This window comes from Microvirga brassicacearum (genome assembly GCF_008757455.1).
Taxonomy (GTDB): Bacteria; Pseudomonadota; Alphaproteobacteria; order Rhizobiales; family Beijerinckiaceae; genus Microvirga; species Microvirga brassicacearum.
The window spans coordinates 295,374-319,782 of the sequence record NZ_VCMV01000013.1; the positions used below are offsets into that span (position 1 = coordinate 295,374).

The 24,409-nt window shown below is 60.9% G+C and carries 22 protein-coding genes; 14 read left to right on the forward strand and 8 right to left on the reverse strand.

All coding sequences use genetic code 11. The features are described 5' to 3' along the window. Positions 1–57: 57 nt before the first annotated feature. On the forward strand, positions 58–981 hold the full coding sequence (locus tag FEZ63_RS08920; protein ID WP_150943455.1) for an MBL fold metallo-hydrolase: 924 nt from the start codon (positions 58–60) through the stop codon (positions 979–981). Positions 982–983: 2 nt separating this feature from the next. Here the strand turns inward: FEZ63_RS08920 and FEZ63_RS08925 are convergent, their stop codons facing one another. Next, positions 984–2,300: a PQQ-dependent sugar dehydrogenase gene (locus FEZ63_RS08925; protein WP_201274122.1), complete on the reverse strand. Its 1,317-nt coding sequence runs from the start codon at positions 2,298–2,300 to the stop codon at positions 984–986. Between the two features lie 276 nt (positions 2,301–2,576). On the opposite strand from FEZ63_RS08925, the gene FEZ63_RS08930 reads away from it, so the two are divergent. The 6 genes from FEZ63_RS08930 to FEZ63_RS08955 are packed head-to-tail and all read left to right on the forward strand — an operon-like array spanning position 2,577 to position 9,466. After that, a complete protein-coding gene (locus tag FEZ63_RS08930; protein ID WP_244622714.1) occupies positions 2,577–3,143 on the forward strand; it encodes a cytochrome c3 family protein in 567 nt (188 codons plus the stop codon). 5 nt (positions 3,144–3,148) lie between these two features. Continuing rightward, positions 3,149–6,082: a TAT-variant-translocated molybdopterin oxidoreductase gene (locus FEZ63_RS08935; protein WP_150943458.1), complete on the forward strand. Its 2,934-nt coding sequence runs from the start codon at positions 3,149–3,151 to the stop codon at positions 6,080–6,082. Positions 6,083–6,085: 3 nt separating this feature from the next. Continuing rightward, positions 6,086–7,396, forward strand: coding sequence for an NrfD/PsrC family molybdoenzyme membrane anchor subunit (nrfD, locus tag FEZ63_RS08940; RefSeq protein ID WP_150943460.1), 1,311 nt, complete (start codon positions 6,086–6,088; stop codon positions 7,394–7,396). Next, the gene (locus FEZ63_RS08945) at positions 7,393–7,935 is read left to right on the forward strand and encodes a DUF3341 domain-containing protein (RefSeq protein WP_150943462.1); all 543 of its coding nucleotides are present in this window, start codon (positions 7,393–7,395) and stop codon (positions 7,933–7,935) included. The genes nrfD and FEZ63_RS08945 overlap by 4 nt, the downstream gene beginning before the upstream one ends. Further along, positions 7,926–8,423, forward strand: coding sequence for a c-type cytochrome (locus FEZ63_RS08950; protein ID WP_150943464.1), 498 nt, complete (start codon positions 7,926–7,928; stop codon positions 8,421–8,423). The genes FEZ63_RS08945 and FEZ63_RS08950 overlap by 10 nt, the downstream gene beginning before the upstream one ends. 59 nt (positions 8,424–8,482) lie before the next feature. Then, positions 8,483–9,466, forward strand: coding sequence for a hypothetical protein (locus FEZ63_RS08955; RefSeq protein ID WP_150943466.1), 984 nt, complete (start codon positions 8,483–8,485; stop codon positions 9,464–9,466). On the opposite strand, the gene FEZ63_RS08960 is transcribed toward FEZ63_RS08955, so the two are convergent. Continuing rightward, the gene (locus FEZ63_RS08960; RefSeq protein ID WP_150943468.1) at positions 9,461–9,973 is read right to left on the reverse strand and encodes a c-type cytochrome; all 513 of its coding nucleotides are present in this window, start codon (positions 9,971–9,973) and stop codon (positions 9,461–9,463) included. The genes FEZ63_RS08955 and FEZ63_RS08960 overlap by 6 nt on opposite strands. 26 nt (positions 9,974–9,999) lie before the next feature. After that, entirely contained in the window at positions 10,000–10,941 is a 942-nt protein-coding gene (locus FEZ63_RS08965; protein WP_150943470.1) for a cytochrome c oxidase assembly protein, read from the reverse strand. An 87-nt stretch (positions 10,942–11,028) separates the two neighbouring features. On the opposite strand from FEZ63_RS08965, the gene coxB reads away from it, so the two are divergent. The 4 genes from coxB to FEZ63_RS08985 all read left to right on the forward strand — a co-directional run bounded on the left by coxB (position 11,029) and on the right by FEZ63_RS08985 (position 15,973). Beyond that, entirely contained in the window at positions 11,029–12,051 is a 1,023-nt protein-coding gene (coxB, locus tag FEZ63_RS08970; RefSeq protein ID WP_162419710.1) for a cytochrome c oxidase subunit II, read from the forward strand. Next, positions 12,048–14,615: a cbb3-type cytochrome c oxidase subunit I gene (locus FEZ63_RS08975; protein ID WP_150943474.1), complete on the forward strand. Its 2,568-nt coding sequence runs from the start codon at positions 12,048–12,050 to the stop codon at positions 14,613–14,615. Before coxB ends, FEZ63_RS08975 begins: the two co-directional genes overlap by 4 nt. Positions 14,616–14,617: 2 nt before the next feature. Continuing rightward, positions 14,618–14,977 (forward strand): hypothetical protein, encoded by a 360-nt coding sequence (locus FEZ63_RS08980; protein WP_150943476.1) that lies wholly within the window; start codon positions 14,618–14,620, stop codon positions 14,975–14,977. Positions 14,978–15,112: 135 nt separating this feature from the next. Then, positions 15,113–15,973, forward strand: coding sequence for an urea carboxylase-associated family protein (locus FEZ63_RS08985; protein WP_150943478.1), 861 nt, complete (start codon positions 15,113–15,115; stop codon positions 15,971–15,973). Between the two features lie 290 nt (positions 15,974–16,263). On the opposite strand, the gene groL is transcribed toward FEZ63_RS08985, so the two are convergent. Both groL and FEZ63_RS08995 read right to left on the reverse strand, forming a co-directional pair. After that, positions 16,264–17,901, reverse strand: coding sequence for a chaperonin GroEL (groL, locus tag FEZ63_RS08990; protein ID WP_150943481.1), 1,638 nt, complete (start codon positions 17,899–17,901; stop codon positions 16,264–16,266). A 43-nt stretch (positions 17,902–17,944) separates the two neighbouring features. Then, on the reverse strand, positions 17,945–18,262 hold the full coding sequence (locus tag FEZ63_RS08995; RefSeq protein ID WP_150943485.1) for a co-chaperone GroES: 318 nt from the start codon (positions 18,260–18,262) through the stop codon (positions 17,945–17,947). Between the two features lie 287 nt (positions 18,263–18,549). Here FEZ63_RS08995 and FEZ63_RS09000 point away from each other — a divergent pair, with 287 nt between their 5' ends. Next, complete coding sequence (locus FEZ63_RS09000; protein ID WP_150943487.1) at positions 18,550–18,792, forward strand: DUF6894 family protein; 243 nt, start codon at positions 18,550–18,552, stop codon at positions 18,790–18,792. Positions 18,793–18,915: 123 nt separating this feature from the next. Then, entirely contained in the window at positions 18,916–19,089 is a 174-nt protein-coding gene (locus FEZ63_RS24815) for a hypothetical protein (RefSeq protein ID WP_153245856.1), read from the forward strand. 87 nt (positions 19,090–19,176) lie between these two features. Here the strand turns inward: FEZ63_RS24815 and FEZ63_RS09005 are convergent, their stop codons facing one another. From FEZ63_RS09005 to FEZ63_RS09015, 3 genes are all read right to left on the reverse strand, one after another. Further along, positions 19,177–20,928, reverse strand: coding sequence for a TRAP transporter large permease (locus FEZ63_RS09005; RefSeq protein ID WP_150943489.1), 1,752 nt, complete (start codon positions 20,926–20,928; stop codon positions 19,177–19,179). Next, complete coding sequence (locus FEZ63_RS09010; protein WP_150943491.1) at positions 20,925–21,593, reverse strand: TRAP transporter small permease subunit; 669 nt, start codon at positions 21,591–21,593, stop codon at positions 20,925–20,927. The genes FEZ63_RS09005 and FEZ63_RS09010 overlap by 4 nt, the downstream gene beginning before the upstream one ends. Before the next feature lie 92 nt (positions 21,594–21,685). Next, on the reverse strand, positions 21,686–22,846 hold the full coding sequence (locus FEZ63_RS09015) for a TRAP transporter substrate-binding protein (protein ID WP_150943493.1): 1,161 nt from the start codon (positions 22,844–22,846) through the stop codon (positions 21,686–21,688). Between the two features lie 316 nt (positions 22,847–23,162). Between FEZ63_RS09015 and FEZ63_RS09020 the strand changes: the two genes are divergently transcribed. Further along, on the forward strand, positions 23,163–24,287 hold the full coding sequence (locus FEZ63_RS09020) for a sensor histidine kinase (RefSeq protein ID WP_162419711.1): 1,125 nt from the start codon (positions 23,163–23,165) through the stop codon (positions 24,285–24,287). Positions 24,288–24,409: the final 122 nt, after the last annotated feature.

The following is a 24,409-nucleotide window of genomic DNA, read 5'->3' on the forward strand; positions in this document are numbered from 1 at the left end:
ACGGCATGAACACGCTGCCTCGCGTCTGCCGGATGCAGGCGTGCAGAGGAACGACGGATGAGTTCGGATGTCCGCTCCCTTCCACCCGACGGTAACCTCGGAGGTCGACCACGGGTGGCGGCGTTCTTCGATCGCCGCACCTGCAGTGTCCAGTATGTGGTTTCCGATCCGGCGACCGGCGAATGTGCGTTTATCGATCCGGTTCTCGATTATGATGAAAAGTCGGGGTCGATAGCCACGGATTCTGCCGATGGACTGCTGCGATACGTTTCCGCCGAAGGATTGAAACCCAAATGGGTTCTCGACACCCATCCTCATGCCGATCATTTGTCTGCTGTCGACTACCTCAAGCGGATGACCGGAGCTCGATCGGGGATCGGCGCGAAAATCGTCGAAGTTCAGAAGCTCTGGAAGGAGATTTACAATCTCCCGGAAGCTTTTCGCATCGATGGATCCCAGTGGGATTGCTTGTTCGCGGATGGCGATCGCTTCGCTCTCGGGGAGCTCGAAATTGAGGTTCTATTTTGCCCCGGACACACGCTCGCATCTATCACCTACTGCGTCGGCAATGCAGCCTTCATTCATGATACGCTGCTGATGCCCGATTATGGTACTGCCCGATGCGACTTTCCGGGCGGCGATGCCGGGCAGCTTTGGCACAGCCTTCAGCGGATCTTGTCCTTGCCCGGCGATACACGCCTCTTCACCGGCCATGATTACAGGCCCGGCGGCCGAGAGCCCGCTTGGGAAAGCTCTGTGATCGAACAACGGACAAAGAACGTTCACCTCCAGCAGGCCCAGAGCGAACATGAGTTCGTCGAACTCCGCCAGTCGCGAGACGCAAAGCTCGCCATGCCAAAACTGATCCTGCATGCGCTCCAGGTGAATATCGCGGCAGGGCGGTTACCTGCGCCGGAAGGGAACGGGCGACGGTATCTCCGGATCCCGCTCGATGCTCTTCCGGGAGCGCGATGGGACTAGTATTACTTGGGGGCCGGCGTAATCCGCCAAACGACGTTTCCCACGTCGTCGGCCACAAGAACCGCACCCGCCTTGTCCACGGCGACTCCGACCGGGCGACCTAATGCTTCGCCACTTGCGTTCAGGAAGCCGGTCAAGAGATCCTTCGGGGGACCCGCGGGCATTCCGTTCTGGAACGGTACGAACACGACTTTGTACCCGCTCGGTGGATTGCGATTCCACGATCCATGTTGGCCAATGATGGCTCCGCCGTGATATTCCGGCGGCAACAGGCTGCCCTGGTAAAAAGTCAGTCCGAGTGAGGCGGTATGCGGGCCGAGGGCGTAATCGGGGACGATCGCCTTCGCGACCAAATCGGGTCTCTGCGGCCCCACGCGCGCATCCACATGCTGGCCGTAATAGCTATAGGGCCAGCCATAAAAGCCGCCGTCCTTCACCGAAGTCATATAGTCGGGCACGAGATCGCTGCCGATCTCGTCGCGTTCGTTCACCGCCACCCAGAGTGCCCCGCTCTCCGGTTGCCAGGATAATCCATTCGGATTTCGAAGGCCCGACGCGAATACGCGCTTGTTACCCGTGGCCAGGTCGATTTCCAGGACACTGGCGCGGTCCGTCTCCGCCTCCATGCCGTTTTCGCCGACGTTGCTGTTGGAGCCGACTGTGGCGTACAGCTTGCTGCCGTCCCGACCGGCAATGATGTCCTTGGTCCAATGATGATTGATTGGACCGCCCGGCAGATCGGCCACCTTGACGGCTGCTGCCGCAATCTTCGTATCTCCGGTCTTGTATGGAAATTTCACGACCGCATCTGCGTTCGCCACGTATAGCTGATCGCCAATCAGCGCCATGCCGAAGGGTGAAAACAGTCCCTCTAGGAAGGGCTGGCGGAGTTCCGCCACGCCATCGCCGTCGGCATCTCTCAAGATCGAAATACGGTTTGCGCTGGGAACGCCGGCCCCCGCCCGTTTCATGACGAGTTCCATCACCCAGCCCTTGATATCAAACCCGCCGCCTTCCTTCGGCGGCGCATTGCTCTCCGCAACCAGAACGTCGCCAGTGGGGAGCACATGCAGCCATCGAGGATGATCCAGGCCCGTCGCATAGGACGCTACGCTGAGCCCGGCCGCAGCAGTCGGTTTCGATCCTTCGGGCCAACCCTTGGCGGGGGCAATGTTCACAGTTGGAATGAGTGTCTTGTTCGGCTCGGGCAGAACTGGCTTCGGCCCATATCCCTGCTCGACGGGAACAGTTGCCGTCTCGCCGCAACCGGCCAGAGCGACAATGCTGGCAGTCAGCAGAAGGGCTTTCTGAGATCTCATGATGCCATGCAAGCGTGTGCCGACAGGTTCAACTTAGCCGTAAACCTGAAGGGTGCGAAATAGTTCCTCGCTGAAGTTGACGTGGCCGGGCGGTGTGCCCGGAACGAACCTAGCGGTAGGTCGATTGTCTAAATGGCAAAGTTTGATCGCGGGCTCAAGGGTTAAGTTTTACAAGGAAGTGCGGCACCGGCGATGGGGCAACTCTTCACATCAGCGGCCACCACTGCTTTTCGCGTTACAATTGTACTGTTTTTGCTGGCGGCGGCAGGGACCGGGGTGCTTGCGTATATCTGGACCAGGGCTGGCAGCAGCTGGAATATCGGCAAGCCGGCGAACCAACCCGTGCCGTTCCGGCATGATCTCCACAGCGGTTTGCTCAAGATCGATTGCCGCTACTGCCACTCAACCGTCGAGCGCGCCGCCGATGCTGGCATGCCCTCTGCGCAAACCTGCATGTCGTGCCATTCCGAGGTGTGGATCGGTGCGACCGTGCTGGAGCCGGTCCGGTCGAGCTTCGCACTCTCTCAACCAATCATATGGACCTCCGTGCACCGGCTTCCGGACTATGTGTATTTTCATCACGCTGCGCACGTGACGAAGGGCGTTGCCTGCGAAACCTGTCACGGCCGCGTGGATAGGATGCCGAGGACGGTCAAGACCGAAACCCTGTCGATGGGATGGTGTCTCGATTGCCATCGGGACCCTGTGCCGCAACTTCGACCACGCGGAGCCGTTCTCGCCATGGGATCCGGCCCTCACGCCATGGACCTGCCGGACGACCTGCGCGTCTTTTATCGTGAGGCGTTCCAGCGCCTCACCAGTTGCAACACGTGCCACCGGTAGAGGCGATGAGTGAACCACATATCCTTGACCTTGGAACGCTGAGAGCCAGGCTCGCGACTGAGCAGGGGCCTCGCCTATGGCGCAGTCTTGAGGAACTCGCCGACGCGCCTGAAGTGCGCCGGTATCTGGAGGCGGAATTTCCCGACATCGTGCAATCCGGCGTCATCGACCGCCGCACCTTGCTTCGGCTGATGAGCGCCTCCTTCGCGCTTGGTGGGCTTTCGGCTTGCCAAGAATACAGTCAGGCGGTGGTGGATGCCCCGCTCGTCTCACAGAGCCGGAACACTCCGGGTTACACACCCGGAATTCCGTTGGTGGTCGCAACTTCCCTTGAGTTGAACGGCTATGGCCGGGGCGTACTGGTAAAGTCTCAGGAAGGGCGGCCCATAAAGATCGAAGGCAATCCGCTGCACCCGGCGAGTCTCGGCGCCACCGATGCCTTCGCGCAGGCGGAGATCCTGTCCCTTTATGATCCCGACCGCTCGAGTAGTCCCCTGCGAGGTGGCGACGAGCGTAGCTGGGCGGAATTCTCAGATTTCATCGGGCTGATGAAAACCGAACTCGCACAGGATGGGGGCAGGGGACTCCGTGTGCTCATACCGCCGACGACATCGCCGACGCTGATCCGGCTTGTAGCCGAGGCGCAACGGAGCCTTCCGAACGCGCAATGGCACGTCTTCACACCGATCGACGACGATAACCGGCGAGCTGGATCGCGCGCCGTCTTTGGTCGTGAGATCGAACCGGTCTACGATCTAAGCCGAGCCGACGTCATCGTCACCTTCGGGGGTGACCTCTTCGCGGAGGAGCCCGGTCATCTTCGCTATGCGGCCGATCATCAGTCGCGGCGGCGAACCCCGGATCGTCCGCTGCCGCGCCTCGTTTCGCTCGAGACGCGCCCAAGTCTCGTCGGCGTGCGCGCGGATGAGCGGGTCGTGCTCCGTCCGCGGGACATCGAGATTTTTGTCGAGGATCTCGCGGCAGCGTTGGAAACAGAGAGCATCTCATCTCCTGCGCCCCATCCGACACCGGGCCGCCTCGCTGGCGAACTGCGGCGGGCCGGTCCGAATGGCCTCGTGGTGGCTGGCCGCGAGCAGCCGCCTCGCGTCCACGCCCTCGCCTTGGCGATCAATGCGCGACTCGGCGCTTTCGGAACCACGATCCGCGCCATCGAGCCAATCTCGTTGGGCGGTTTTTCGACTCTCGTCGAACTCGCGGCCGCAATGGCGCGGGGCGATGTTTCCCGGCTGATCGTGCTGGGCGGCAATCCGGCTTACTCGGCGCCGGCGGATCTGGATTTCCCCGCTCTCATGCGGCGCGTCCCGGCCTCCCTTCATCTCGGTTATCACCGCGACGAGACGGCGGCCGCGTGCCAGTGGCACGTCCCCGAGAGCCACCCCCTCGAGAGTTGGGGGGACCTGCGGGCCTTCGACGGCACTGTTGGATTGCGCCAGCCGGCGGTGATGCCGTTGAAACCCGGGCTCACTTCCGAACAACTCCTCGGCTTCTTGGCAGGCCGGATGGGAGATGGCCGCGCGCTTCTTCAGGCCACCTGGCGCGAGCGGTGGATGGAAAACTTCGACGAACGCTGGAACCGTACGTTGGAAGACGGAGTCGTCGAGAACTCCGCCCTGCCGTCGATCGATATCGCGGCACGAGCCGACTGGAACCAGGGCCGCACCCAGCGAGCGCCGACGGGCCCGCTCGATGTGGTCTTCGCCCCCGATCCATCTGTTTGGGATGGCCGGTATGCCAATAACGGCTGGCTCCAGGAACTTCCCAGACCGCTGACGAAGCAGGTTTGGGGGAACGCCGCCTTGATGGCCCCCGAGACCGCGTCTTCGCTCGGGCTCTCCTCCGGCGATGGGATCGATCTGACGGTCGCCGGGCAAGTGGTGCGCGCGCCGGTCTGGATTCTTCCGGGCCACGCACCGGGAGCCGTCACGCTTCCCCTCGGCTATGGCCGGAAGGAAGCAGGCCGCATCGGCAATGACATCGGCTTCAATGCTTACGCGGCCAGAAACTCAGCCCAACCATGGATCGCCGAAGGTGAGATTAGACGGACCGGCGAGCGGATCCCCATCGTAACGACCCAGCATCATCATGCGCTTCGAGGGCGTGACGTCGTGCGCATCACGGGGCCTGCGCAACCGGTCCAATCGCCGCCGGATGCGCTACCCTCGTTTTATCCCGAATGGCCCTACGAGAACTACGCCTGGGGCATGGCGATCGACCTTGATGCCTGTATCGGTTGCAACGCCTGTGTCGTTGCCTGTCAGGCGGAGAACAACATCGCGATCGTCGGGCCGGAAGAAGTGGCGAGAGGTCGAGAAATGCACTGGCTGCGGGTCGATCGCTATTACGCGGGAGACCCGGCAGAGCCGACAACGTACTTCCAACCTGTGCCCTGCATGCATTGCGAGGAGGCGCCGTGCGAGGTGGTCTGCCCCGTCAACGCCACGGTGCATTCGTCGGAAGGCCTCAACGATATGGTCTATAATCGGTGCATTGGTACGCGGACTTGTTCGAACAATTGTCCCTACAAGGTCAGACGCTTCAATTTCTTTGATTACCAAGCCACTCCCTATGCGTCCGCGCTCGACGCCATGAATCCGCAGGTGACCGTTCGCGAACGCGGAGTGATGGAGAAATGCACCTACTGCGTTCAACGAATTGGCGCTGCGCGAGCCGATGCCCGGGTGGGCGAACGCCGGTTGCACGACGGCGAGGTGGTCACGGCCTGTCAGCAAGCATGCCCGACCCAAGCCATCGTTTTCGGGGATGTCAACGATCCCGAAAGTGCCGTCAGCCGACTCAAGCGCAATCCCCGCAACTACGCGCTGCTGGGGTCGTTGAACACCAAGCCGAGGACGACCTATCTGGCGAGAATCGAGATGCAGCGAGACGATCCCGCAGCCGATGGACTTGACGGGGAATAGCCGATGGCCCGCGGCGCCGAGATTTCCACGACCGCTGTCGCCGAGGTGCCGCTATCGGCGCAGTTTGGCGCCGCGTGGTGGATAGCACTGATTGTCTCCGGAACGCTCGTGCTGCTGCTCGGCTATACGCTTGTCTCGGTTGCGCTGGTGGGAGTCGGGATGTGGGGCGTGAACGTTCCCTTCGTCTGGGGATTCGATCTAATCAATTACGCCTGGTGGATCGGCATCGCCAACGGTGCAAGTCTTTTTGCAGCCGTTCTGGTTCTGCGCCGGCACGATCTCCGTACGGCGGTCAATCGTTTTGCCGAGGGGGTCGCTTTTTTTGCAGTCATTTGTGCGGGGATCTTTCCGATCATCCATCTCGGGCGGCCGTGGCTATTCTATTGGGTCTTTCCCTATCCGGCGACTTTCGAGGTCTGGCCCCAGTTCCGCAGCACACTGACGTGGGATTTCTGGGCAATCAGCACTCATGCGATTCTCACGAGCCTTCTCTGGTATGTCGGCCTGATCCCGGATCTCGCGACGCTGCGCGACCGAGCCCGGCATGTCGGGGTCAAGCGCGCCTACGGTATCTTTGCCCTCGGCTGGCGAAGCTCCGTACGTCATTGGGCTTATCATCAGCGCGCCTATCGCGGTGTAGCCATTCTTGTCCTGCCTCTGATCCTGATCATGCAGAGCGTCGTCGCCTTCGAGTTCGCCGTGACTCTGGTCCCTGACTGGCATGAGACGCGCCAGCCTCTTCATTTCATCGCCACAGGTCTCGCTCAAGGGCTGTCGATCGTCCTGCTGGTCGCCGTTCTGCTCCGATGGGCGCTCCATCTCGAGCGTCATATCGACAATCATGATGTGGAACTGCTCGGCAAGCTGGTCCTGGCGAGCGCGCTTGTCTCCGGCTACCTGTACGTCGACGAGATCGCGGCTGCATTTTTTACGGATCGGCTTACACGCGACGCCCTCCTGAACCGGATGACCGGCGACTACGCGGGTCTCTATTGGAGCGCAATCGTCTATAGCGTCCTCATCCCGCAATTGCTCTGGCTCAGACTCGCCCGCCGGAGCGTGCTGGCCGGAATCGTCGTCGGCGTGTCGATTGGCATAGGCGTGTGGTTCGACCGCTTCTCGATCATCGTCGGCGGCCTCCAGACCGACTACCTGCCGTCGACTTGGCGGACCTACGCTCCGACGCTTCCCGAGACCGGGCTGTTTCTCGGTACGCTTGGGCTCTTCGCTACTCTCCTGCTTCTCTTCGTTCGCTTTCTCCCGGTCGTATCGATGTTTGAGACCCGTCATGACGAGCACCTGGAGAAGTTATGACATCATACGCGCCCTACGGCATCATGGCGGAGTTCGAGACGTCCCAAGGTTTGGCGAGGGCCGTGACCGCTTTGAAACTCGCCGGCTATACGCGGCTCGATGCCTTCAGCCCGTTCCCTCTCCGAGATGTCGCGGAATGCCTCGGCGTTCGCACGAAGGCCATCCCGTGGATCGCCTTCACGGCCGGAGCGACGGGAGCAATCCTGCAATACGTTTCCCAATACTGGATGAATGCCGTCGATTACCCGCTGAACATCGGCGGCCGACCGCTTCACAGTTGGCCGGCTTTCATACCCTCGACCCTGATCGTCACCGTTCTCTGGGCCGGCGTCGCCACGCTCCTGGGTCTCCTGCTCATTCTGCGGCTACCCAGACTGCACCATCCTGTTTTCGACGTGCCCGGCTTCGAGCGGGCGTCGGAGGACCGGTTCTTCCTGTGCATCCTGTGCGACGACCCTCAGTTCGATCAGGAAGCCGCCCGGCGGCTCCTGGATGACTTCTCTCCCGTGACGGTGACGGACGTGCCGGCATGCGAGTGATCTTCACCCTCGCCGCCGCGCTGTTCCTTTCCGGTTGTGATTCCGGCACCGAGGAACGAACCGAGGTCGCCTCGACGCGGGTCGTGCAGCGGCCTTTTGTCCCCGTTCCGACCGGCGTCGTCCCGAGAGGCGCGGCAGCCCGGGCCGCAGCTCTCGCGGCGCCGGGCCCCCAGGTTGGGTCGGAACTCGTTGAGCGCGGCGCGGAGCGGCACATCGTCTTCTGCGCCCCGTGTCACGGGGCAGATGGCGGGGGGAACGGGACGGTGGCATCGCGCGGCTTCCTCCAATCATCTTCGTACTTCGAGGAGCAGCTTCGTGCATTGTCGCCAGCCCAGATCGTCATGGTGATCACTCAAGGCAAGGGCCGGATGTTTTCCTTCGCGGATGCCGTGCCGCCGGAAGACCGCTGGGCGATTGCCCATTACGTCAAAGACCTGCAGGCGCGGACGCCGACACCTTCGCCGCCTCCTCGGCAACGCACGCCGTGAGCACGTCGGCACAAGCTTTGTTTTCGCCGCCAAGGTCGTGGCCGCTTATCATTGCTGCCATGGGCCTTGCAATTCTCGGTGCAGGGCTCGTCTTCCATCAGGCCAGCACGCTCGATGCCACATACGTCGTGTTCATCAGCCTTGCGGGTCTCGCCATGGGCAGCATCGCGCTTCTGATGATCGGACACCTGATGCAAGAGCAATGGCTCGCTCCGGTTCGTGCCGAAGCAGAAGCCGCGGGACTCACTGCGCCATTGCTTCTGTTCATCGGGATTCCGCTCGCCTTTGGCCTCGATCAACTCTTCCCGTGGGCTCGCGGAGCGGACCTGCCCCCTGAGCGCGCAAGTTTTTTGAGCCCGAGCTTCTTTATTGTGCGGACAATCATTTACCTCGGCGTCTGCAGCGGCATCGCTTTCTGGCTGATCCGCACCCGCAACTTGCGCCACACCAGCGCCATCGGGTTGGTGCTGCTCGCGCCGATCATGACATTTGCGGCCTATGATTGGGTTCTTTCACGCGAACCGCAATGGTGGTTCAGCCTGTTCGGCTTCGCTTTCGCAGTTAGCCAGCTACTGGCTGCGCTCGCTGGCGCTATGCTGATCACGCTGCTCAAGGGCGAACGAGGGTCGCCACAGGGGATGGCGAGTTTGGAGCGGGCGCTCCTGACACTGGCACTCTTGGCCCTCTGGACGTGGTTCGCGCAATTCCTGATCGTCTGGATGGCCAATCTACCCAGCGAAGCAGCTTGGTATCTGGCAAGGGCAAGCAAGGCGGGTCTTGGCTTGGCAGGAGGCGCATTGGCCACGATGATCCTCGCCATTGTCATTCTGGTGCCATCCGGTTTCAGCCGCTTCGGAATGATTATCGGAAGCGCATTGGTTCTTCTGCAACACGGGCTGCACATGATTTGGATTCTTCAGCCTCCCGCCGTGTCGTTCGGCCTCGTTCCTGCTGCTGGGACAGCGATGCTTTGGACTGGCGCCTTTATGGTTCTGCTGCGGTCCCGCTGGCGTCGAGAAGACGCGTTGATCGCGCCGCTATAGTGAACCCGGCGGCGAGCGCGTACCGTTTGCAGCAGGCACGATCCGGCGTGTGCGCGATGCGGTGCCCGCTTGCCCCGCGGCACCAAGTTCAATTGTGACGCCATGCTCTTCCAGCGGGAGCGGCGGCTTGGTTGCGTTTTCGTCAGAACGCCTCGCGCCAAGCGTGTAGAGGTAAGATGCGATGTGTCGAGCCTCGGCTTCGCTCAGCCCGTGCGACGGCATCGCGGTGCGGGGGCTCAACGCAACGGGGTCCATCAGCCAGGCGATCAGGTAGCGGGGTGAATTTGGGAGGAAACCTGCCAGGAGATGCTGTTGCGCATAATCTTCGAGAGCAGGGCCGACCTTGCCGCGCGCGCCCCTGATGCCCGCGATGGTATGGCAGGCGCCGCAGCCATAAGCATGAATCAGAGACTTGCCGCGTTCGGGCTCTCCACCGGCGATCTGGTTTGGCACATTCTGGTGTGAAGTGTCGCCGCACGCTCCCAGCATCATTGGGGCGAGGGTCATCCAAACCTGAAGGAGATGGCGCGAATTCATGTTCTCGACGCCACTTCTACCGAGGTCAGCCTCGATCGGGCAGCCCGTAAGGCGGCGGGCGGCGTCAGGATACGGGCCGCCATCATAAGACCAGCAACCAGATACACGACGCACATGGGGATGGACATGATTGCGCCTGCGAGTTGCTGATCCTGCAGTGCCGTTAATCCCGAGGCTGCGGTACCAGGATTTCGATACAAAGGTTGGCGCGCAAAACTGAGAAGGGCGCTGAGGAGGCCGCTCTGCAGCAGGGTGATGAAACATGCGATGAGGGCGGCGGCAGCGGCCTCCCGGCCGGCGGCGGCCTTGATGACCGCCCGCCAAAACAGCAGCGCAGTCCCAAAGAAGAGGACGTGCTCGATCCAATGAAGCCACTCGGTCGCCGCGGCTGCATCGAAGAGCGCCGGGGTGTGCCAAATCCAAAGAACCGCCATTTGGAGTGCGGCGGCTGGAACAGGTTTCATCAAGGGCGATAGGGGCGAAAGGACCGACCGCAGTTTCCCCTGATGTGCTAGTCCGCGCCGCCAACCCTCGGGCAAACTCCAGAGCCAAGCGACCTCGGGCTTGCCAAGCACGAGCAGGGGAGGCGCGATGGTAACGAGAAGAATGTGCTGCACCATGTGGGCCGACAGCAGAGCCTTGGCGGCTCCCTCCAACGGCGAGTTGAGCGCGGCGACGAGCACCGCCGTGCCTGTCAGGAAACAGCCGATTTCGCGGGCGCCGAAACCGGGCAAAAGCCGCCCTAGGCGATGCCGCAACCGAAACGCACCCGCCGCGTAGAGGGAGACGGAAATAATCAGCGGCACGCTCACCAACGGGTCGCTGGACCACAGGGTCCCGACATCATGCCAGCCATCGGGTGCGATGCCGTGGGCGAGGGCGGAACTGCTGGACGCGAGGGCCGTCGTCCACGCGATCACCCTAACGACGGCTTTCATGAACCTGTTTTCCACAGCATCGGGAACTATCCTTCACGGCCAAGCTTTTCCGTTCGACGTGCAAACCTTGATGTAGAGCGCATGGGCGTGGAATCGACTCGGTCTCGCCTCGTTCGAAGGCTGCGCACCCGCTCGGGAGACTGGGGCGGGTTGCTGCTCGGCGTGACGGGGTCCGGCTGCAGCGGCATCCAGTCGGCACTCGACCCGGCGGGCGCCGACGCGGCGCGGATTTATTGGCTCACCATCATTCTCGCGATTGGCGGCGCGCTCATTTTCGTCGGGGTCACGGCGCTTCTTCTCTATGCCATCTTCGCCGCGCCGGCGCGGCGAGCATGGCTCGGTGGGCGGCGCACGATTGTGTACGGCGGTCTTGCGTTCCCGATTGCGACCCTTTCGCTCCTGTTGCCGTACGGACTGACGGTGATGCGGGATGTCGATGCGCCGGCCGAGGACGCGCTGCAGATCGAGATCATCGGCGAACAATACTGGTGGCGCGTGCGCTATCCGGCTTCGCGGGAGCAGCCGGAAATCGTGACGGCAAACGAGTTACGGCTTCCGGTGGGCCAGCCCATCACCATCTCGGTGACGGCCACGGATGTGATCCATAGCTTGTGGATCCCCAATTTTGGCGGAAAAATCGACATGATTCCGGGGCGAGTGAACCGTCTCAGTTTCACGGCCGAACGCGCCGGACGCTATCGGGGTGTTTGCGCCGAGTTTTGCGGCGACCAGCACGCCCGGATGGCTTTCGACGTCCTGGTCGTCGATGCCGCCGGATTTGCCGCTTGGCGTGCGGCGCAGGCTGAAGGCGCAAGAGAGCCGCCGACGCCATTTCTGCAGCGGGGTCGCGATCTTTTCCGCAGCGGCGGATGCGGCTCGTGCCACGCCGTGCGGGGAATCGAGGCGAGCGGCACGTTCGGACCGGACCTGACTCATGTGGGAAGTCGCCGCACCATCGGAGCGGGACAGTTGCCCAACAACATCGGAACGCTCGCGGGGTGGATTGCCAACACGCAGCATATCAAACCGGGGGTTCGGATGCCTTCCTACGGCATGCTGTCGGGCGAAGATCTGCGGGCTCTCGCCGGATACGTGGAGAGCTTGAAATGAGCGCGTTGGAATTTCCGGAACCCGCCGAGCGCGCCCCTTCCGATTTTCCAAACCCGCTCCCGCGGCCGGAAGGCGAGTTCGACGCGCTGAAGAACACTTGGCATCCACCGCGCGGCATCAGTTTCATTACGGCAGTCAACAACACCTATGTGGGCTTGTGGTACGTTGCCACGGCGTTCCTTTTTTTTGTTCTCGCCGGAATTCTGGCGCTGATGATGCGGGCGCAACTGGCCGTGCCCGAAAACGAGCTCATCGGTCACGATCTCTACAACCAGCTTTTCACCATGCACGGCACGGTGATGATGTTCCTCTTCGCCGTTCCGGCGGTAGAAGCCGCAAGCGTTTATCTGCTGCCGAACATGCAGGCCGCACGAGATTTGCCGTTTCCGCGGCTATCGGCCTATGCGTTCTGGGCTTATTTCGTCGGTGGGCTTGTATTCTTCTCGACCATCTTTTTCGGCCTCGCGCCGAATGGCGGCTGGTTCATGTATCCGCCGCTCACGGGCACTACCTATTCCCCCGCCGACAATGCGGATTGGTGGTTGCTCGGTATCGGCTTTATCGAGATATCGGCGATTGCCGGCGCCATCGAGATCATCGTCGGCGTGATGAAGACCCGCGCCGTCGGCATGAGCCTCGACAAACTGCCGGTCTATTCCTGGGCCATGTTGGTCTTTGCCGCCATGATCGTCGTGGGATTTCCAGCGATTATTCTGGGCACGCTCCTGCTCGAGATGGAGCGTGCCTTCGACTGGCCGTTCTTTATCGCCGCGCGCGGTGGAGACCCGCTCCTGTGGCAGCACCTGTTTTGGTTTTTTGGCCACCCGGAGGTCTACATCATTTTCCTGCCGGCGACCGGCATGGTGTCGATGATCGTGCCTGCGATGGCGCAGACACCGCTCGTCGGTTACCGCCTCGTGGTGCTCGCGCTCATCGCCACCGGCTTTCTCTCCTTCGGCTTATGGGTGCACCACATGTTCACGACCGGCTTGCCGAAGATGTCGCTGAGCTTTTTCTCCGCCGCGAGCACGGCCGTCGCGGTGCCAAGCGGAATTCAGGTCTTCGCCTGGATTACGACGATCGCGGCGGGACGCATGAAGCTGACGACGCCATCACTTTTCGTCATTGGCTTCCTGTTCATTTTCACGCTCGGCGGCCTCACCGGCGTCATGGTCGCGGTGGCACCGTTCGACTGGCAGGCACACGACACCTACTTCATCGTCGCCCATCTTCATTACGTGCTCGTCGGCGGGATGGTGTTTCCGCTCTTTGCCGCCTTCTATTACTGGGTTCCGGTCGCGAGCAGTCGCGCGTTGTCCGAGCGTCTCGGGCGCTGGGTATTCGGGCTGATGTTCCTCGGGGTCAACATCACCTTTCTTCCGATGCACGTGACCGGCCTGATCGGCATGCCGCGGCGCGTCTACACCTATCCGGTCGGAATGGGATTTGACGCGCTCAATCTCGTCTCGACGGTTGGAGCGTTCATGATTGCCGCGGGCGTTGCGATCTTCCTTTTCGACATGGTGCGCAATTTCCGTTTCGCGATGGAAAACAATGCGGGCAATGTCTGGAATGCGAGCACGCTGGAATGGCTGCCGAACGGCAATTACGGGACGCGCAGCATCCCGGCGGTCAACAGCCGCGAGCCTCTGTGGGACCAACCGAATCTATCTCGCGAGGTTGAGGCGGGCCGTTACTATCTGCCCGGAACAGTGACAGGCGGTCGGGAGGCGCTTGTTACGAGTCCATTTGACGCTCGTCCGCAGTACATTCTGCAGATTCCGGGTCCCGGGTGGCAGCCCGTCCTCGCTGCCGTGTTCACGGCCGCGTTCTTTCTTCTTCTGACGGTGAAGTTGATCTTTCCGTCCTTCATCTGCGGTGTCCTCGCCGTTGGATGCGTGATCTGGTGGCTATGGGAAACCGATCCCGGACCTGTTCGTCCACCCGCTGATATCGGCGGAGGCTTTACAGTGCCGGTCTATGTCACCGGCCCGATGAATCATTCCTGGTGGGCGATGATCGTCCTCATGGTCGTCTGCGGAATGATCTTCACCTGTCTCATCTTTTCATATTTGTTTCTGTGGCTCGTCAACCCGGGTGCCTGGCCGCCGGCGCACGTCACGCTGCCGGAGGCCGTCTGGCCCTTTCTCGCCGCTACGCTTTATGCGGCCGGTGCGTTCGCAATCATGCGCGCAAGTCGGCTGCTGCGAGGGGATGCGCGGTCGGCACCACGCCCCGTTCCGATCCTCATAGGGACGGCCTTGGTTCTCACCTGCGGCGCTTCCGCCGTCGACTTCCTGACCCTATGGCAAACGGGCCTGAGCCCTTCGGTTCACGCCTACGGCGCGGCGGTTTATGCTATTCTGTCGCTGCAGGTGTTTTTCGTGATGACCACGTTCATCATGGGCCTCTACACGATCGCCCGATGGCTGGCGTCGAAGCTCGATCCCGTCAGGCGCACGACCTTCGATAACATGATGCTGTTTTGGTACTATACGACGGGTCAGGGCCTCGCGGGGCTTCTCGTCGTTCACGGCTTTCCTCGGCTGACGGGCGGGAGCTGACGATGAGTGGCCGCCGGACCCTGCAGGTTGTCGCGATGCTCGGCGGTCTTCTTGCATGGGCGGCGCAGTTCACCGTCCTCTATGGCGTCACGTCAACCGCCTGCGGTCGCGGATGGGCGGATACAACGCTTTTCGGGATCGGAATCGTTCACATCACCGTCGTCCTTGCGACTCTGTCTGCCCTTGCCGCTACCGCGATCCTGCTTGTTGCCTCACTCGACGCATACAAGCGATCCATCGGCTCGTCTCTCTCGGTCGTGGATCTTTTTATAAATCGCGCCACGGTCCTGATCAGCAGCTTCTCACTCGTGGTCATCGTGTGGCACGCTGTGCCCGCCTTCATCCTTCCCGCCTGCGCTTAGCTTGCCAGTGCTTTTGGGCTCGCGTCCGGTTGCTGCATGCGGGCGATAGAGATCTGATCCGCGAGGACACTTCCTGCTAGCCGCGCGCATCTGTTTCTCTGTAGAGTGGCGTTCGATGGACTGCTGGAGAGCCGGATGAAGCTTGAGAAAGGTGAGTTGCCGGAGCCGCTTGATGCGGAAGCGCGCCGCAGAGTTTCGCCTGTCATCTGCTATCCTGTAAACAGTTTGGCTCCGCCCGACCTTGCAGCCTACCGCGCCGCGCGGGAGGGCTGGCAGAAGGTGGATGAGGTGATCGTGCCGCCACGCGATGCGCGATGCTTCGCGGTTCCTGCGGGCTGCTTCTTTCGCATCGTCTCTGTCGAGGGCCCGCAAGTTGGAGACCTTAACCTCTGGGCAGCCAATGATCTCAATGAGCGCTTCTTCTCCGGCAAGACGAGGGCTTTGCACGGCACGCACCTATCCACCGGCGACCGACTCTGGTCGTCTCTGCCGTACCTTCGGCCGATGGCGACGATCACACAGGACACTCTCGACTGGTATGGCTTCGACGCGTGGGGCGGCTCCGTGCACGACGTGATCGGCACGCGGTGCGATCCCTATACGCACCGGCTCCTCTCTGGTCATGACTATCATCACTGCTGCCACTCGAACTTGACACGGGCGCTCGCCCATCATTTGAGCCGCCCGCGCGACATGGTTGAGCCTGCGGTGCACGATGTGCTCAATGTCTTCATGTGTACCGGCTTCACGCGCGGTACCGGGCAATATTTCATGAAGGCAAGCCCCGTGAGACCAGGGGACTTCCTCGAATTTTTTGCTGAAATCGATCTCCTGGGCGCCTTGTCTGCATGCCCGGGCGGTGATTGCAGCGCCGAGCACTCCAGCGATACGGCAGCCTGCCACCCCCTGCTCGTCGAACTCTTTAGACCAATGACACCACCTGAAGGTTGGACCTCACCCACACGTAACAGCTACAGCGGAGAACACGGGGATTGAGCGTCTTTGCTATCGTAGGTGTTCCGAATCTGGTGAAGGTGCAGGTCTCACACGTCGAACGGCCACACTCGGGAGTGTCCGGCTCGCTTCGACTAACTCGCAGCGATGCTTTCCAGCTTTGCGTTGGGCCTGGTGGCAACTCCAAAACTGGCAAGTTTCTTATTTGTGTCTCTGAACGCACCCGCCTTTGGGTTGATCGTCATAGGGCTGACCCCGGAAACGGACGCGGGGCTTTGAAGTCGGTCAAACTCCGCCGGGGACCCTTGGCGTGCGGGTCCCCCCAGGAGCCTTCAATAGTCCATGCCGCCGATCCCGCCAGCCGAGGGCATTGCTGGCGTCGCTTCCTTTTTCGGCAACTCGGCGATCATGGCCTCGGTCGTAACGAGGAGTCCGGCCACCGACGCAGCATCTTGGAGAGCCGTACGGACCACCTTCGCTGGATCGACGATGCCTGCCTGAACCAGGTCCACGAAGTCTTCAGCTTGAGCGTCAAAACCAAAGCTCGGCGAGTCATTGCTGGCGATCTTGCCAACGACGATCGAGCCTTCGACGCCCGCGTTCTCGGCGATCTGCCGGATTGGAGCTTCGAGCGCGCGCAGCACGATGTTGATGCCGGCCTTCACGTCCGGGTTGTCGCTCGTTAGCTTCGCGACAGCCGCCTTGGCGCGCAATAGGGCCGTGCCGCCACCGGGAACGATGCCTTCCTCGACGGCCGCTTTGGTGGCGTGCATCGCATCGTCGACGCGGTCTTTTTTCTCCTTCACCTCGATCTCCGTGGAGCCGCCGACACGGATCACCGCGACTCCGCCGGCAAGCTTGGCCAGACGCTCCTGGAGCTTCTCACGGTCGTAGTCCGAGGTCGTTTCCTCAATCTGGGCCTTAATCTGTTGGACGCGCGACTCGATGTCCTGCTTCTGGCCCGCGCCATCAATGATCGTTGTGTTTTCTTTTTCGATGCGAACGCGTTTGGCGCGCCCGAGCATGTCGAGCGTGACATTTTCGAGCTTGATTCCGAGATCCTCAGAAATCACCTGGCCGGCTGTAAGGACCGCGATATCCTCGAGCATGGCCTTGCGGCGATCGCCGAAGCCGGGAGCCTTGACGGCGGCGATCTTCAGGCCACCGCGGAGCTTATTGACCACGAGGGTCGCGAGAGCTTCGCCTTCGATGTCCTCCGCAACGATGAGCAGCGGCTTCGTGGTCTGTACCGCGGACTCAAGGATTGGAAGCAAGGACTGGAGCGATGAAAGTTTCTTCTCGTGGATCAGAATATAAACGTCCTCGAGCTCGGCCACCATCTTCTCGGCATTGGTGACGAAGTACGGCGAGAGATAGCCGCGATCGAACTGCATGCCTTCGACGACGTCGAGCTCCGTGGCGGCGGTCTTGGCCTCTTCGACGGTGATGACGCCCTCGTTGCCGACCCTCTGCATGGCCTCGGCCAGCATCCTTCCAATCTCAGCGTCGCCATTGGCCGAGATGGTGCCGATCTGGGCGATCTCCTCGGACGAGGCGACTTTCTTCGCGCGAGCCTGAATGTCCTTGACCGCTTCGGCGGCGGCCAAGTCGATGCCCCGCTTGAGATCCATCGGGTTCATGCCGGCCGCCACAGCTTTCGTGCCCTCACGGAAAATGGACTGCGCGAGAACGGTTGCGGTGGTAGTGCCGTCGCCTGCCACCGAGCTGGTCTTGCTTGCCACTTCACGGACCATCTGGGCACCCATGTTCTCGAACTTGTCGGAGAGCTCGATTTCCTTGGCCACCGTCACGCCGTCCTTGGTGATGCGCGGAGCGCCGAAGCTCCTTTCCAGAACGACGTTGCGGCCTTTCGGGCCAAGCGTGACCTTCACAGCATCGGCGAGGATATCGACGCCGCGGAGCATCTTTTCGCGGGCCTCAGAGGAGAATTTTACGTCTTTTGCAGCCATAGGTTTCAACCTCCTGATCTGATGAATTGTGCCGAATGTCCGATCATGCGGCCTCCCGGGACGACGCGGCATCCTGCTCCAGAACGCCGAGGAGGTCGCTTTCCTTCATGATGAGGAGATCCTCACCGTCGATGCGCACTTCTGTGCCAGACCACTTGCCGAAGAGCACGCTGTCGCCGACCTTCACGTCGAGCTCGACCACCCTGCCGCCCTCGTCGCGGCTGCCGGGACCCACTGCAACCACCAAGCCCTGCTGGGGCTTCTCCTTCGCGGTGTCCGGGATGATGATGCCACCCTTCGTCCGCTCTCCCGGGTCAGTCCGGCGGACAACGATGCGGTCACGTAAAGGACGGAACTTCATCTAAGACCCTCCTGTTTCATTCCATATTTTTAGCACTCAGGCGGTGCGAGTGCTAAACCGCCAAATAGGAAGGCCGATTATGGTGTCAAGAGCGTTCAAGAAAGGGCACGACGACGAGGACTCGAGGATAACAGGAGGGCTGCTTTGCAGACCAGCAATCATAGTCCCGGGATGCGCTGGCTCGGCCCGGAATGGGAATCACATCAAGAACGAAAGCAGACGTGGATGGTTGTTCTCTATAGACCTCGTCTCGCTTGGGCTCGTCTCGGGCGTAGAAATCAGCGTCGATGCGGTATTTTTTCAACCTCGCTAGCGATCATGATGCCATTTCCGACGAGATTGGGATGGAACTTGCGAACCTGCAATCGGCGATCGACGGCGCCCGCAGAGCCATCGACGAACTTACTCGTGAACTTCCCTCCACCACCCGCGACTGGCGGGGATGGCGGCTGGAGATTACAGATGAATTTGGTCACGTTTTGGAGACTTTGATCCTTAGCGCAGATGAGGATCCAACTCGGTCCAACTAATCTTCCTCTGCTTTGAATTTAAGCTTCTTCAGGCCTACTCAATTCGATTGAACGACGTGTCAGGTGCAACTCTCTTGAGGCGGGTACGTTGATCGATCGGTCCGGCGTATCGGAGTAGGTTCGATGGCTAAGAATAAAAAACCGCGCAACGAAAGCGCCGTCGAGAAGCCGGATGTCGAAGACAAGTCCACTAACCTTGAAGCCGTAGCGGCGCACGTGCGTGCCATGCTCTTGCGTCTCAGAATAAGGAATTGCGCGCCGCGCCAGCAGTTCGACAGTTCAGAAACCATACTTTGACAGACAGCCGGTCGACCATCCGACCAGATCAGATAGTTGGGCGCACGCATCGGGAAATGCAGTCCGGGACTTTCGACTGCCGCGGTCTCAGCCGCCGTAGAGGTAATTGGGAAGCCACAAAGTCATTCCAGGCCAGACATACATGAGAATCATGCACAGGATCACGATCAGCATGTAAGGCATCATGCCCGCAAAAATCTGGTTAAGCGTGACATGCGGTGGGGCAACCCCCTTAAGGTAGAACGCCGACATTGCGACCGGAGGCGAAAGAAATGCCGCCTGGAGGTTCACGAACACGAGTACGCCCCATAGGACCGGGTCGATGTTGAAGTGCTGCAACAGGGGCAAAAAGATCGGCACAAAGATGATGATGATCTCGGTCCACTCGAGCGGCCACCCGAGAATGAAGATGATCGCTTGCGACAGGAGCATGAATTGTATGGGCGACAGATCGAGCGACAGCACCCAGCGCTCGATCAGCCCCTGTCCGCCGAGAATTGCGAAAACGGCGGAGAACAACGCCGATCCCACGAAGAGCCAACACACCATGGCGGTGGTCTTCGCCGTGAGAAACACCGCCTCCTTGGTCCGCTTCCAGTTGAGTGTTCGGGCTTGGAAGGCGAGGAGGAAGGCTCCGGCGGCGCCGACAGCGGCGGATTCCGTCGCCGTCGTGATGCCGAACAGGATCACGGCGAGCACGAGGATTGTGAGAATGCCAAGCGGCATGATCGACGACGAAAGAAGCTTCACGACTTCCAGGCGCTCGGCATTCATGTTCCGATAATAGCGGACGAGCACCACGGCTGCTAAGGCGGCAATTATTCCGAACGTGACGTAGAAAGTGATTCCCGGGCCTATCTCGACCGGTGCCGCCGGCGCTGCGCTCACCGCGGGCCCGCCGAGCTGCTCCAAGCCCTCCGGAATGTCGCCCTCACTCGACGCCTGTGGATGGATGACCGCATACCACCAGACCAGCCAGAGGATCAGGGACATCATGGTGAAGGGGATGAGCGTAGCACCAAAATTTTTAAACAGCTTCCAGTAGGTGAGGTGGCCCTCCTCGGTTTCGATCCCCTTTGCCTTCGCTGGCGAGAACAGGGCCAAAACATGCGCGATCAGCATGTTGTGGGGGTAGGCTTCCTGGAAACGCCTCATCCACACGGGCACTGGAACCCGCGTCTGTTCTTCCGGCAACGGCGGCGCGATCTTTGGATTGATCATCGCCCAGCCAATCACATAGACGAGATAAAGAAACGCGAGAAAGAACCCTGGGAACATCGCCGCCGCGTAGAGTTTCACGACAGACTGGCCTGCGACGGCTGCGTAGACGATGATCATCACCGAGGGTGGGATCAGGATTCCGAGCGTGCCGCCCGCCGTGATCACGCCTGAGGCGAGCTTCACGTCATAGCCGGCGCGCAGCATCGGGTTGAAGGCGATCACCCCCATCAGAACTACCACCGCCCCGACGAGACCGCTGGCGATGCCCCAGAACGTGCAGACGATCAGCGTCGCGATCGCCAGCGAAGCGGGGACGTGTCGAAACGAAAGCTGGATTGAGTAGAACATCTTGTCCACCAGCGCCCCGCGTTCCATGACGTATCCCATCAGCACAAAAAGCGGGATGGAAATGAGAACATCGTTGGTCATCGCCCCATAGGTGCGCTGGACCATCAGATCGAAGATCCGGTTATCGAACCAGCTCTCTGCCGGGCTGTAGAAAGCGTAGAATCCGAAGAACATGCCGAGACCCATCAGGGTGAAGGCTGTCGGGAAACCCATCATGATCACAACCACGATGAGCATGAGCATCATGAGCCCCAGCGCCGGATCGCTCATGACTGCAGGTCTCCCCCCATCCCGCGCTGACGCGCTGCCTCGTCGATTTGCTGGGCACGCCCGATCGCGGCTGCGCGCGTTTCCTCGTCGATGTGCTCGCTATGCGCGAGCTGTTGTTCGACAACGTCGATTTCCGTCACGTCCTTGAGCCGGCTGGGCCACACCCCGGTCCTGAGGCAGACAAGGCAGCGCAGGATTTCGGCCATGCCCTGCAGCATCACCAAGGCGCCCGCGATGGGGATGATGGCCTTGAAGTGATAGATCGGTGGGCCGCTCGCTGTCACGGTCGAATGCTCGTTAATCCGCCATGAGAGCGCCGCGTAGTCGTAGCCCGCGTAGATGAGGGCCGCGATGCCAGGGAGAAAAAACACGATATAGAGGACAAGATCGAACGACGCCTGTGTCCGCGGCCGCATCGAGCCGTAGAGAAAGTCGCCGCGCACATGGGCGTTCTGCGCCAAAGTGTAGGCGCCTGCGAGCATGAACGCGCTGCCGTAGAACATGTTGCTCGCATCGAAGATCCATGCAGTCGGCATGTTCATGATGTAGCGCTTGAACACCTCGATACAGACAAGGGTCATGAGCCCGATGATAAGCCATGCAGCAGCCTTGCCCACCCATGTGCTGACGCTGTCGACCCAGTGCAGAACTTGCTGGAGGTTCATGCGGAGAATCCGAGCGGAGAGAGGGTGATAGAATAAGGGCCAGGCGACATCGAGCATCTCCCCGGTTCTGCCTGACTCACTTTGCCCTCGTGTCAGATCTTCTTCGCGGCCGCGTTCGGTCCGAAGTAATGATCGAACGCCATGCGGCGATTGACGACCGTGTCCTGTTCCCACCGTGTCGCCCGCTGGGCGAACGCGAGTTGCGATTCAAGGACCTCCTTGAACAGCGGGTTTTCTCCGGCCTTCTTCTTCACGACCTCGTCGTAGACCTCCAGTTGTTTTTTCAGGATCGCATCCGGCGTCTTATAGAATTTGACGTTGTCCTTCGTCTGCAGCTCGATGTAATCCTTCGAGTAGCGGTCGATCGCCTTCCAGTGCATGTCCTGCGACGCCGCCTCGACCGCATTGACGATGATGGCCTTCATCCGGTCGGGCAACCCGTCGTATTTCGTCTTGTTGAACATGATCTCGAACTGCTCGGCGTTCTGGTGATAGCCTTGAAGCATACATACCTTGGAAACGTCAGCGAAGCCGAGAGCCCGATCCGACGAAGCATTGTTGAACTCGGCTGCATCCAGCAGGCCGCGATCCATCGCGGATACGATCTCGCCGCCGGGCAATGCGTTGACCGCGGCACCCAAGCCGGTGAACACGTCGATCGAGATGCCGACGGTCCTGAATTTCAGGCCGGCGAGATCTTCAGTTTTGGCGATGGGCTTCTTGAACCAGCCGAGCGGCTGCGTTGGCATCGGTCCGTATGGGAAAGAGACAACGTTGGCGCCGATCGACGCATATAGCTTCTCGAGAAGTTCCTTGCCCCCGCCGTACTTGTGCCATGCCAAAAGCATGTTGGCGTCCATCGCGAACCCGGGACCGGACCCCCAGAGCGCTAGAGCGGTTTGCTTCCCGTAATGGTAGACGAGCACGCCGTGCCCGCCGTCAAGTGTCCCTTTCGACACGGCATCGAGCAGGCCGAAAGCGGGGACCACGGCGCCGGCGGGCAGAACCTCGATTTTGAGGTCGCCTCCGGTCATGTCGTTGACCTTCTTGGCGAAGTCGAGCGCGAATTCGTGAAAAATGTCCTTGGACGGCCACGTGCTCTGCCAGCGCATGTTGATCGGACCCTGGGCCTGGGCAATGTTCGGCGCAGCAACGGTTGCGGCAGCGCCGATCGCGGCGGTCTTTAGGAAACGGCGGCGAGATTGTTTTGCTACGCCAGGAGCATGTACTCCTAGAGTCTTGGCGTTCGTCATGGCTCTCTCCCTCGGGCGCGCTTGTTGTGAACAGCTTACGTCAAGTATTTTAGCTTCTGTGGCCCGGCTTAATCAGATCAAGGGGCTCTAAGCCTAAAGTTGCAGACCGTGCCGGGGCCATTGTGGCTCACGAAGGCGAAAGCCTCGTCTGCAGCTTTCTGCCCGGATGGCAGCCGGAGGTCGGCGCGTTCCGCCGGTGCTCCCACCGAGCAGTTTGCCAAGCCCTCCCGACAGGAACTCAGCCGAGCTGCGGCGATTGACTTCAGCCATGCCGAAGAAGAGTGCCTCTGCAGATTTAACTGAGCGCGAGCGTCGTATGCTCGATTATCAGCGCATTACGACGGCACTTGCCTTGAGCGGCTCGGAGAGCCTGAGCCGGGAAAGGCTGCTCCATCACGCGACCGCACTGGTGTCGCGGGTGACACGGGTGAAGCGTGTGAAGGTCATGCGCTATCGGCCGGATCAGAGCGATCTCTTCGTCGAGGCAGGTGTCGGCTGGAAGCCCGGTGTTGTCGGCGAGCTAAGCTTGCCCATCGACCGCGGCTCGCCTCCCGGTCGCTGCTTGCAAACGGGCCGGCCGGTCGTCATCGGAGACCTGCCGAACGACTCTGAGTTTCGATACATGGGAGTCTTGCAAGAGCACGGAATCGTCTCTGCCATGAACGTGCCAGTGATGTTCGACGGCAGAGTGTGGGGTGTGTTCGAGGTCGATTCCGAGGAACCGCGTTCCTTCGACGAATTCGACGTGGCTTTCCTGAGGGGTTTCGCGCAGGTCCTTGGATTGGCTCTGTATCGACTGGAGCTGGAGCAGAAGGCGCTCGCTGCGACGGCAGAGCACGCACAGCACGACGTCAGGGCCGAGACTCTCCTCAGGGAACTCCAACACCGCGTACGCAACAACTTCCAGACAATTCTCGCCTTCCTCGGTCTTCAGCGTCGGCATGCCGAGACGCAGGAGGCGAAGGAGCGGTTTGGTGCGGTGATGGATCGGGTGCATGCGATTGCTCTCGCCCATGACCAACTCTCTGCGACAGCGGGTGGCAGCGAGGTAGAGTTTGGCGATTATCTGCGGGCTCTTTGCAGCAATATTGACCCGAAGTATGAGGCGGTCCATTTCGAGGTAACCGCAAGCAGCGCCACGCTGCCGTTGGATCGCGCTGTGCCCGCCGGCCTAATCGTCTGTGAGCTCTGCACCAATTCACTCAAATACGCCTTCAACGACCTGGGCGGCGTCATCCGGGTGAGCTTCTCGGCGGACTCCGATATTGGCGAAGGCTGCATCACGGTCGAAGACGACGGAAAAGGCATGGGTCCACCGCGAGAGGGAGGGCTTGGGCTGACCCTCATCGACAGCTTTGCTGAGCAGCTGAATGGACGTGTCGAGCGCGACGAGGTCGAAAAGGGCACTCGCACGCGGATCTGCTTCCCGCTATCGTCGTGACGGCAATTCCTGCTCGATGCGCGCCTCCTCCGACTGCCGATGTCGAAGGTTGTCTAGAACCCTCCAACTCCGACGGCTAGGTCATCATGTCTTGTCGGCAACCGCCTTTTGATCGGCCTGGC